At 61.8% G+C, this 9,638-nt stretch carries 10 protein-coding genes; 4 read left to right on the plus strand and 6 right to left on the minus strand.

The genetic code is table 11. The features are described from left to right. A partial coding sequence (locus Q8L50_RS18860; RefSeq protein WP_305350176.1) for a sodium/proton-translocating pyrophosphatase occupies window positions 1-765 on the minus strand: 765 nt, incomplete at its 3' end. A gap of 234 nt (window positions 766-999) precedes the next feature. On the opposite strand from Q8L50_RS18860, the gene ppa reads away from it, so the two are divergent. Then, entirely contained in the window at window positions 1,000-1,545 is a 546-nt protein-coding gene (gene ppa, locus Q8L50_RS18865) for an inorganic diphosphatase (RefSeq protein ID WP_305350177.1), read from the plus strand. 111 nt (window positions 1,546-1,656) lie between these two features. Here the strand turns inward: ppa and Q8L50_RS18870 are convergent, their stop codons facing one another. Both Q8L50_RS18870 and Q8L50_RS18875 read right to left on the minus strand, forming a co-directional pair. Further along, entirely contained in the window at window positions 1,657-2,484 is an 828-nt protein-coding gene (locus tag Q8L50_RS18870; protein WP_305350178.1) for an alpha/beta hydrolase, read from the minus strand. Beyond that, complete coding sequence (locus tag Q8L50_RS18875) at window positions 2,408-4,078, minus strand: wax ester/triacylglycerol synthase family O-acyltransferase (RefSeq protein WP_305350179.1); 1,671 nt, start codon at window positions 4,076-4,078, stop codon at window positions 2,408-2,410. The genes Q8L50_RS18870 and Q8L50_RS18875 overlap by 77 nt, the downstream gene beginning before the upstream one ends. Before the next feature lie 134 nt (window positions 4,079-4,212). Here Q8L50_RS18875 and Q8L50_RS18880 point away from each other — a divergent pair, with 134 nt between their 5' ends. Beyond that, the gene (locus Q8L50_RS18880) at window positions 4,213-4,488 is read left to right on the plus strand and encodes a hypothetical protein (RefSeq protein ID WP_305350180.1); all 276 of its coding nucleotides are present in this window, start codon (window positions 4,213-4,215) and stop codon (window positions 4,486-4,488) included. After that, a complete protein-coding gene (locus tag Q8L50_RS18885; protein ID WP_305350181.1) occupies window positions 4,475-6,160 on the plus strand; it encodes an MASE3 domain-containing protein in 1,686 nt (561 codons plus the stop codon). The genes Q8L50_RS18880 and Q8L50_RS18885 overlap by 14 nt, the downstream gene beginning before the upstream one ends. A 26-nt stretch (window positions 6,161-6,186) precedes the next feature. On the opposite strand, the gene Q8L50_RS18890 is transcribed toward Q8L50_RS18885, so the two are convergent. From Q8L50_RS18890 to Q8L50_RS18900, 3 genes are all read right to left on the minus strand, one after another. Further along, window positions 6,187-6,567, minus strand: a complete 381-nt coding sequence (locus tag Q8L50_RS18890) for a hypothetical protein (protein ID WP_305350182.1) — start codon at window positions 6,565-6,567, stop codon at window positions 6,187-6,189. A 243-nt stretch (window positions 6,568-6,810) separates the two neighbouring features. Then, entirely contained in the window at window positions 6,811-7,596 is a 786-nt protein-coding gene (locus Q8L50_RS18895) for a hypothetical protein (protein ID WP_305350183.1), read from the minus strand. Window positions 7,597-7,691: 95 nt separating this feature from the next. Continuing rightward, window positions 7,692-8,936, minus strand: a complete 1,245-nt coding sequence (locus Q8L50_RS18900; protein WP_305350184.1) for a GNAT family N-acetyltransferase — start codon at window positions 8,934-8,936, stop codon at window positions 7,692-7,694. Between the two features lie 26 nt (window positions 8,937-8,962). Between Q8L50_RS18900 and Q8L50_RS18905 the strand changes: the two genes are divergently transcribed. After that, on the plus strand, window positions 8,963-9,638 hold a 676-nt coding region (locus tag Q8L50_RS18905), incomplete at its 3' end, for a nitrilase-related carbon-nitrogen hydrolase (RefSeq protein ID WP_305350185.1).

The raw sequence follows: 9,638 nt of genomic DNA on the forward strand, positions 1-9,638 counted from the left end.
CACCAGCAGGGCGCCCAGCACCATGGTGGCAATCAGTGTGACGGCATAGGTTTCAAACAGGTCGGCAGCCATGCCGGCACAGTCACCGACGTTGTCACCCACGTTGTCGGCAATCACGGCCGGGTTGCGCGGGTCGTCTTCCGGAATGCCGGCTTCGACCTTGCCCACCAGGTCGGCGCCGACGTCAGCGCCCTTGGTGAAAATGCCGCCACCCAGTCGCGCGAATATGGAGATCAGGGAGGCACCGAAGGCAAAACCGATCAGCGGATTGAGCAGGGCGGCGAGGTTCGAGGCGGGCGTGTAGTTGCCATTGCCGACCAGGAACCAGTAGAAAGCGGTGACACCCAACAGGCCCAAGCCTACAACCAGCATGCCGGTGATGGCGCCGCCGCGGAAGGCGATGTCCAGTGCGGGGCCAATACCCTTGGTGGCGGCTTGCGCGGTGCGAACATTGGCGCGTACCGAAACATTCATGCCAATGAAGCCGCAGGCGCCGGACAACACCGCGCCGACGACAAAACCGATGGCGCTGGGCACATCCAGAAAAATGCCAATCAGAAGGGCCAGCACAACGCCGACGATGGCAATGGTTTTGTATTGACGTGCCAGGTAGGCAGCGGCGCCGGTTTGAATCGCGGCTGCGATCTCCTGCATGCGTGCATTGCCTGCGTCCTGGGAAAGAATCCAGCTGCGTGCCCAAAAACCGTATCCGACGGCAATGAACCCGCAAACTAGCGCGAGTATCAGCGCTGAGTTGCCAACCATGTTGTTCTCCTAAATTGATGACGTAAGGATTTCGGTGCAACACAAAGGCGCACCGCCTTGCGTTGCTTCCTCATCCCCCCTCAAACCGGGACAATTGGCCAACCCCGGAAATTTAACGCCAAAACGTGACAACTTGGCGGGGTGTCAGGCTTGAATCGGTAAAATGAGGGTAAATACTGATCACGCGCAAGTTCTTTCTTTTATTCCTTTTATATATCTCAATACAAAGCGACCATGTCCCTCGATAAAGTTACCCCCGGCAAAAACGCCCCCGACTCGTTCAATGTGATCATCGAAATCCCGATGAATGCCGACCCGGTGAAATACGAAGTGGACAAGGAGTCCGGCGCGATTTTTGTGGACCGCTTCATGAGCACGTCCATGCATTACCCGACCAATTACGGTTATGTGCCCAAGACCCTGAGCGGCGACGGCGACCCGGTGGATGTGCTGGTGATCACGCCGGTGCCGCTGATCCCTGGCGTGGTGGTGACCTGCCGCGTGATCGGCATTTTGAAGATGACCGACGAAGCTGGCGAAGACGGCAAGGTGCTGGCGGTGCCCATCGACAAAAAATGTTCGCTCTACACCCACTGGCAAAAACCGGAAGACATGAACCCGCTGCGCCTGAAAACGATTGCGCATTTCTTCGAGCACTACAAAGACCTGGAAGAAGGCAAGTGGGTCAAGATCGAAGGCTGGGAAGGCCCGGACGCAGCTCGCAAGGAAATCACGGACGGCATTGCCAACTACAAGAAAGAACACCCTGAAGCGGCTTGATCTTCAAGCGTTTTAGCCTGCTGGCCCTTATTCGGTGGGCGTAAGCAGCTATCAAAAAAGAAGCGCCGTCAGCGGGAGCTGCAGGCGCTTCTTTGCATGTGGTGCCAGGTGTCAGGCCGCGCGTGCCGGGTCCGGATAAATCAGCCCGTGAAAAAACGTGCCCTTGCGCTCGAAGGCCTGCCAGCCGCCATCGGCCTGCGCCAGCCTGTCCGCCACCGCCCACCAGGCGCTGGGGTTCAGACCCAGGCCGACGTGGCTGGCAATCACCTCGATGTTTTCGGTTTGCGGGTTGTGTGGCGCGGACTTTTGCACGCTGCCCTGCCACGCCACAATGCCATCGCTGCGCGAATAAATGCTGGTGGTGGGGACGGGGGGTGCTGCGGGCAGGTCGTAATTTTCGGACTCCAGCTGCACCTTGCGGCCGCTGGCCAGCTCGTAAATGCGCCAGGCGTTGGTGGAGCGGTGGGAGCCGCCAAACGGCGTGCCCAGGGTGATCACGCTGCGCACCATGTGCGGCAGCTCCTTGGCCAGTTCGCGCGCGTACACGCCGCCCAGGCTCCAGCCGATCAGGCTGACTTTGCGCCCGCTGTCGGCAAAAGAACGTGTGACCTGGGCACGTGCCGCTTCCAGCACACCGGCCCGAGGGCCAAAATTAAAACCCTGCTCCCAGCCGCTGGTCTGGTAGCCCAAAGAGTCGAGGTAACGGCGCAGCGGCATGGTGGAGCCGTCGCTGGCCGACAGGCCGGGGAAAACCACCACGCTGTGTGTGTCGCCCCTGGGTGCCCTGGCCAGCACGGGCCAGGCCGGCAGCAACGCACCAAATTCCCAGAAGGCGCGAAATTCAAGCGCCAGCAGCCAGACGTTAGGCGCTGGCCCGTCGTGCAGGTCCTGTTTTTGACTTTGTACTTTTGCTGACTGCCGGGGTGCGGGTGGTGCCATGGTTGGAAGCATTGGATGTTTTGGCTTTGTTCTTGACAGGGCCTATCTTGGGACTGGTGGCCCGTTTGACAGAGGGAGACTTCCCTAGAGGCGTCTCTTGCGTGACAGCCGGCTTAGGGGTTTTTACCGGGGCGGCGGGCACGGTGCTGGGACCCAGCAAGGCCTGCGCCTGTCTGAACGCATCTTCAATGGCGCGCGCCAGCGACTGCGCTTGCGGCAAGGCTTTTTTGCCCGCGACGATGCCGAAGTCAACCTGGCCAGCGTAGGTCTGGATGGTGATGTTCAGCGCCAGCCCGTGCAGCACGATGGACAGCGGGTGAAAAGTCAGGATTTTTGCGCCGGCCAGGTACAAAGGCACGGGCGTGCCCGGCACATTGGAGATGGCCAGATTGGCCACCATGGGCAGGCGGCTGGCCAGCCCGCTTTTGCCATAGGCGTTGAGTGCCGCTTTCGCCGCGCCGCCCACCAGCCAGGGTGCCAGCAAAGAGGGATAGTCTGTCGGCAGCAGGCCCTTGAGGCTTTGCATCGAGGTTTTTACCTTGGCCGTGGAGGCCATGATGGTATTCATGCGTTTGAGCGGATGGGCGATGTGCGTGCCCAGCTCCACCAGGCTCATGCTGACCTGGTTGCCCAGATTGGCGGCGTCACTGGCGCCAGACTCGCGCAAAGAGACGGGCATGGCTGCCACCATGGACTTGGTGGGCACACCGCCGTGATCGGCCAGGTAGCTGCGCAGCGCGGTGGAACAGAGCCACAGCGCCACATCGTTGAAGCTGCCGCCTACGGCCTTGCCCATGGCCTTGCATTGGGCCAGTGGCACCGTGGCCGCCACAAACACCCGGTCTTGCGTGACGGCGGTGTTGAACGGGGTTTTTGGGGCCAGCTTCATCGGCATTTTGGGCCGACCACTGCCGCCTTGCAGCGACTGTTTGGCCAGTGTGCCGCCCAGGGTGCTGGCCGCCGACGGCAGGGACTTGGCCAGCTTGGCCACCTGTGCCAGCGAGTTGGAAAACACCGAACCAATCATCTTGCCGATTTTCAGGTCAGCCTCTGTCTTGCCGCGGCGCGCCGGGTCGGGTGGCGGCACCTCACGCGGCACTGGGCCCACGTCCAGCATGGCGTTGGCCAGCATGACGCCGCCTTTGCCGTCCAGCGCCGCGTGGTGAATCTTGGAGAAAAAGCCGCCCACGCGCTCGCCTGTGGGCAGCTTGATCGCGTCAAACACATAAAACTCCCACAGCGGATGCGCACGGTCAATCAGCTCGCTGTGCAGCCTGGCCACCATGGTGTGCGCCTGTGCCAGGCTCATGGGTTTTTGCGCCGAGCAGGGCACACGCCGGATGTGAAAGTCAACATCCACAGCTTCCGCCTCTACCCACAGCGGATGGCCCAGATCAAAAGGCATGAAGACCAGCTTGCGGCTGAACACCGGCGCCAGGTGCATGCGGCTGGCAATGTGCTTTTGCACAGCCTTGTGGAAACTGCCCTTGAAGCCGGGTGGCAGCTCACACAGATTGAGCGAGCCCACGTGCATGGGCATTTCTGGGGTTTCGAGGTACAGGAATGTGGCGTCGAGGCCGGTTAATGATTTCATGCGTGTCTCCGGCATGCACCATAACCGAGTGCGCGTTGAAGCGGCACTAGGGTTTGCCGGGAAGTGCAGCGCGCCCTAAGCCTTAAACTGAAAAAAAATAATACAAAGAAGCGCAGATGCGTGGAGGTTGATTCGTGATGATTCCCATCGTTCAATACAGACGGCCATTGATGCTGGTGTTGGTCGTATTGCTGCTCAACGCCGCCCTGATTCTCGCGTTTGTGCTCGTCCCCTCGATGCATTTTGAGCTGCCTGCTGCGGTAAACACAAATTTGCACACCCTGTTCGAGACGGCGTCCATCGTTGTGTCGATACTGGTGTTCTCCGCCGGCTGGTTCACCTTTTCTCGGGGGGGGGCGCAGCAATGTCGCGCTGCTCTGCAGTGTCTTCCTTGCTGTGGCCATTCTTGATTTTGTCCACCTGCTGTCCTACGACGGCATGCCCTCGCTTTTCCTCGCGGCCAAGGACGGCCAGACGATCTCGTTTTTTCTCGCAGCACGCCTGCTGGTGGCGGGCGTCCTGGTGGCGATTGCCCTCCAGCCATGGAATCGCAGCATAGGCGTGCACGAGCGCCGCTGGGTGTTCGGCCTGAGCCTGGGGTTTGCACTGGCGGTCTCGGTGTACGGGATTGTCGAGCCGGCCGTCGTGACCCTGTTTTTTGTCCCCGGTTCAGGGCTGACAGCGACCAAGATTGCGGTGGAGTACCTTGTTATTTTTCTCAATCTTGCGGCGGCCGCCGGTTTTTACCTGCGCCTGCGCGAGCCGCAGCCCTACCCGCTGGTTACGCTTTTTGCCGCCGCCTGTTTGATGGCCCTGTCGGAGCTGTGTTTCACCTTGTATTCGGACTTCCGAAGCCAGTACTTGAGCCTGGGTCATGTGATGAAGGTGCAAGCCTATCTCTTCGTTTTCCGGGCCATTTTTATCGAATTCCTGGAGAGGCCTTATCGGCAACGGGACATTGCACGTGCCGAGCTGGCAGAGAGCGAAGAAAAGTACCGGCTGCTGTTCGAAAATGCCCCCGATGCCTACCTGATCGCCAATGCCGACGGTTCCTTTCAGGCGGCCAACCCGGCGGCTTCCGAGCTGTTCGGCATCGCACTCAAGGACCTGGGGCAGATTGGACGCTCGGATGTGACCAGCGACCCCCGGCTGGCAGGTTTTCTGGAGGAGCGCGCCAAGGCCGGTGCCGCCCGGGGCGAACTGATCCTGCGGCGCAGCGATGGATCGACTTTTCTGGCTGAGCTGTCTTCATCCACTTACACGGACAGCCGGGGCCGTCAGATGAGCAGCACCTTCATACGGGACATCACGGCCAAGAGGCAGGGAGAAGATGAACTGCGCGAATTGAGCGCCAGGCTGGACCACCGGGTGCGCGAGCGTACTGCCGAACTCGAGGAGGCATACCTTGACCTCGAGCGCCTTTCCCATGTGATGGCGCACGACCTGACATCTCCTTTGGTGGCGATTGACGGTTTCGCGAGCCTCCTCAAGAAGAGCACCACCCAGCCTCTGGATGACAAACAAAAAAGATACCTGGACAAGATATCCAGCAGTGCCGGCCGCATGGGTGAGATGATCGCTGCCCTGCTGGAGCTTGCCGATGTACGGCGCGTGCCGCTGAATATCCAGCCGCTGGACCTTTCCGTAATCACCTACGAAGTGCTTGCAGCCCGCGCAGCGCGCGAGCCCGACAGGGTGATGCGGGTGTCGGTCCAGCCAGCCATGATGCTTCAGGGCGATGCCAAGCTGTTGACCCAGTTGATGTCGCACCTGATAGACAGTGTTTATGGACTCACGGTGCGTAACCCGGATGCCAAGGTCACCGTCGGAGCTGATCTGTTGACCGATGGCGGCCCGGTTTATTTCGTGCGGAACAACGGCGTGGGGCTGAACCCGGCGCTGGCCGAAAGGGTGCTCAATAGCTTTGGCGTTGCGCAGGGCGTCCGCGACTTGTCGGATGGCGGCATCACGATGGCCGCGGTGCGCAGTATCGTGGCACGCCACGGTGGGCGGGTGTGGGGCGAGTCACTGCCCGACGGCGGCGCTGTGGTCCGGTTCAGCGTGGGGCCCGCTGCTGGGTGACGCCGGCGGCGGTGTCATATGCGCCGTCACTCGTCGAAAAGGTACTGGATGTCTCCCAGCCAGCGCTTTTCAATCAGTGTCAGGTTGGCTCGCTTGCCGGCTTGGACTTTGCGGCCGACGGAACTCATGAAGGCCGCTCCGGGGGTGATTTCCAGCCAGCGGTCTGCGGTCTCGTCCGGAAAGTCCAGACCCAGGCGTTCGCCGACCTCAATTCCGCTGTCGCAGTTGTGCGCAAAGGCCAGCAGGATGGACATGGCCAGCCGGTGTTTGCCGGCAGCGCAGTGGAGCACCCCGACCGTCCGTTCATACACAAAAGGCACGCTGAGGTCCGCCAGATGCAGCGGCTGGGGCTCCTTGACCCCTGCTTCCAGAAGCGCTTGCCATTGTGGTGGGGTGAGATCGGTCATGGTGGCCTCATTTTTTTCTATGCGTCCCGGCATGAACCGATGAGAGGAGGTGGGTCGGCTCGTGCCCTTACAAGACTGCCGGCTTCGTTGCGGTCCTGGACATCCTGGGCAGATGGCCATGCTTATTCAGTTTATGCCGTTTTTGCGCGTGTGTGGCTGCCCCCACTGTGCCGGCAGGGTTTTCTTTGTGACTTATCGACAAGGACTGCGTGCGGCCCGGCGCCCAAGTCCGACCGCGTGCGGTCAATCGGCTGCTTCAACGTCGCCGAGCAGGCCCCGCTCATCGTCCCGCAGGCCGGCCATCGGCGTTGCCTTGGCCAGCGCCAGCCACACACCAAAAGGCAGGTCCTGCCGCGTATGCCGGGGCGCGGCACGCGCTACCACCAGACGATTTTTCTCCACCACCATCACGCCGCATGGCGCCGGCACTTCATTGGGGTCGGCGATGCAGCGTCCTTTGGCATCACAGCCCAGCACATACCAGCACTCGCCGCCCAGGTCCAGGTAGGCGGCGCGTTTGTCTGGCCGGCGCAGGTCGCCGAGCAAGTCGGACCGGCGCACCTTGATCTCGTGCACGATGGGGTGCACGTAGGCGGCCACGGAGGTGTTGCGGATCGAGAATACGTCGGGCCGGGCGATGGACCAGCGCAGCGGGCCGCCTTCCTGCAGCGCCGGCAATTGCGCGCGCAGCCCAAGCCCGCGCCAGGTGATGCGGCCGGCGCGCACCATCTCGCAGGCCACGCGCTCTACCAGCGCCTCGTGCGCAGACAGGGCGGAGCGGTTGCGCACCAGGGTCGCAGCCAGGTAGCTGACACCCGCATCCGTGACGCGCAGGGTTTCATGGCCGGTTGGCCCGGCCACGCGCTGCAGCATGCCGCCAGCCAGCAGTTCGATTTCAATCAGGTCCTGGCAAGGCCAGCCGGCTGAGCGGTACACCTCGCGCAGACGGCGTGCGTGGGGTTTGCCCAGCGGTGCTGGTGCGTCGGCTGGCGGCGTGGCCTCGGAGAGGGCGGCGGTCGGATCAAACATGGAGAAAATTGCCCGGTAAAGCAGACAGCTTAAAACAAGCCGATTCATAAGCAAAATCTGGCGCCAGCCCTTGCCGTGTGGACTTGGCGCGCTATCTATTCAGGAGTGATCGCCAGCAAAGCCTGTTGGTCTTCGCCGGACTGGCGGAAGGGGTTGCGCCGCTCCAGCGCTTCCATATAACCTTCAATGCCTTCACCCTCGCGCGCCAGAAAACGTTCGACCGCGTCCGCAAAGGCCGGGTGAGCCAGCCAGTGGGCGCTGGTGGTCTTGACGGGCAGCAGCGCCCGCGCCATTTTGTGTTCGCCCTGGGCGCCGCCTTCAAAACGCTGGTAGCCGTGCTCCATGCACCATTGCAGCGGCTGGTAGTAGCAGGCCTCGAAGTGCAGGCAGTCCACGCGTTCGGTGGCGCCCCAGTAACGGCCGTAGGCCACCTTGGCTGAATTTGCTGAGTCAAATTGGCCCGTAGCCCTTATGCCGCCTGCGCAAACAGCTATCAAACTTGTAGCAATTGGAGTGCCGTCGCGCTCCCCCACAAACAGCAGCCAGTTCTCTGGCATGCTGTCTTGCATGCGCTGAAAGAAGTCGCGGCTCAGGTAGGGCGCGTTGCCGTGTTCGTAATAGGTCCGTTCATAACAGCTGTAGAAAAAGTCCCAGTCGCCGGGACTGATGTCTTTGCCCAGCGACCAGCGAAAGCGCACGCCGGCTTCCCTGACTTTGCGTCGCTCCTGGCGGATTTTCTTGCGTTTGTCCTGGCTCAGCGACATCAGGAAGGCGTCGAAGTCGCGGTAGCCCCCGGGCGGGCCTGTCCAGTGAAACTGTACGTTGTGCCGCAACATCAGCCCGGCTTCTTCGCAGGCCGCCACATCCGCGTCGCTGGCAAACAGCAGGTGCAGGGAGGACAGCTTCTCTTCGCTGCACCAGGCCACCAGCACTTTGACCAGCAAGGTGCGCGATGCGGCATCACGCGCCAGCAGCCTTGGGCCGGGCACAGGCGTGAAGGGCGGTGCCACCAATGCTTTGGGGTAATACGCCAGGCCATGCTGGTGGTAGGCGTTGGCCCAGGCGTGGTCGAAGACGTATTCGCCGTAAGAGTGGTCTTTCAGGTAAAGCGCGCAGGCGGCCATCAGATCGTTACCGTGCGACAGGGTGAAGAAGCGCACGGTCCAGCCGGTGGCTGGCGTGGCGCTGCCGCTTTCAGACATGGCGCTGAGGTATTCATGGCGCATGAAGGGGTTGAGCCCGCTGGCCGGGTCTTGCAGGGCGAGCAGGGCGTTCCATTCGCCGGCATCTACCTGCCCCGGCGAGTCGAGGACGCGAATGACATAATCGTTTTCAGCCAAAGCACCTACCGCCCTTTTTCTTTTTCATGACTCTCAAAATCTGCGTTGCCCAATTGAACTACTGCGTGGGCGACATGCCGGGCAACGCGCAAAAAATCATTGATGCCGCCCGCCGCGCTTATACCGATGGCGTGCGGCTGCTGCTGACGCCCGAGATGGCGATTTGCGGTTACGCCGCCGAAGACCTGTTTTTGCGCCGCTCTTTCATCGAAGCCTGTGATGATGCCGTGAATCTCATCGCCCGGGAGCTGGCCGGGTTAAAGGGCCTGACGCTGGTGGTGGGCACGCCCTCCCACGGGGACAGCGGCAAGGGGCTGCGCACCAAAAGCGTCGAGGTGCAGCAGCGCCACAACGCCGCCCGCGTGTTGCGCGAGGGGGTGGTGGTCGCGAGCTATGCCAAGCGTGAACTGCCCAACTACCAGGTGTTCGACGAACGGCGTTATTTCACGCCGGGTCAGGGTGTGTGTGTGTTCGAGGCCGGCGAGGGCGCCGACGCGGTGCGCATCGGCCTGCTGATTTGCGAATACGCCTGGTTCGAGGAGCCGGCGCGGCTGGCCAAAGAGGCCGGCGCCGAACTGCTGGCCGTCATCAATGCTTCGCCCTTCCACGTCGGCAAGGGCGGTGAGCGCGAGCAGATGATGCGCCAGCGCGTGCTGGCGACCGGCCTGCCCATGGTTTATGCCCACCTGGTTGGTGGGCAGG

It is taken from the genome of Polaromonas sp., from assembly GCF_030680935.1.
Classification (GTDB): Bacteria; Pseudomonadota; Gammaproteobacteria; order Burkholderiales; family Burkholderiaceae_C; genus Polaromonas.

Coding starts and splice junctions, on each gene's coding strand:
- ppa (WP_305350177.1), top strand. CDS start 1,000: ATGTCCCTCGATAAAGTTACCCCCGGCAAAAACGCCCCCGACTCGTTC.
- Q8L50_RS18870 (WP_305350178.1), bottom strand. CDS start 2,484: ATGGCACCACCCGCACCCCGGCAGTCAGCAAAAGTACAAAGTCAAAAA.
- Q8L50_RS18875 (WP_305350179.1), bottom strand. CDS start 4,078: ATGAAATCATTAACCGGCCTCGACGCCACATTCCTGTACCTCGAAACC.
- Q8L50_RS18890 (WP_305350182.1), bottom strand. CDS start 6,567: ATGACCGATCTCACCCCACCACAATGGCAAGCGCTTCTGGAAGCAGGG.
- Q8L50_RS18895 (WP_305350183.1), bottom strand. CDS start 7,596: ATGTTTGATCCGACCGCCGCCCTCTCCGAGGCCACGCCGCCAGCCGAC.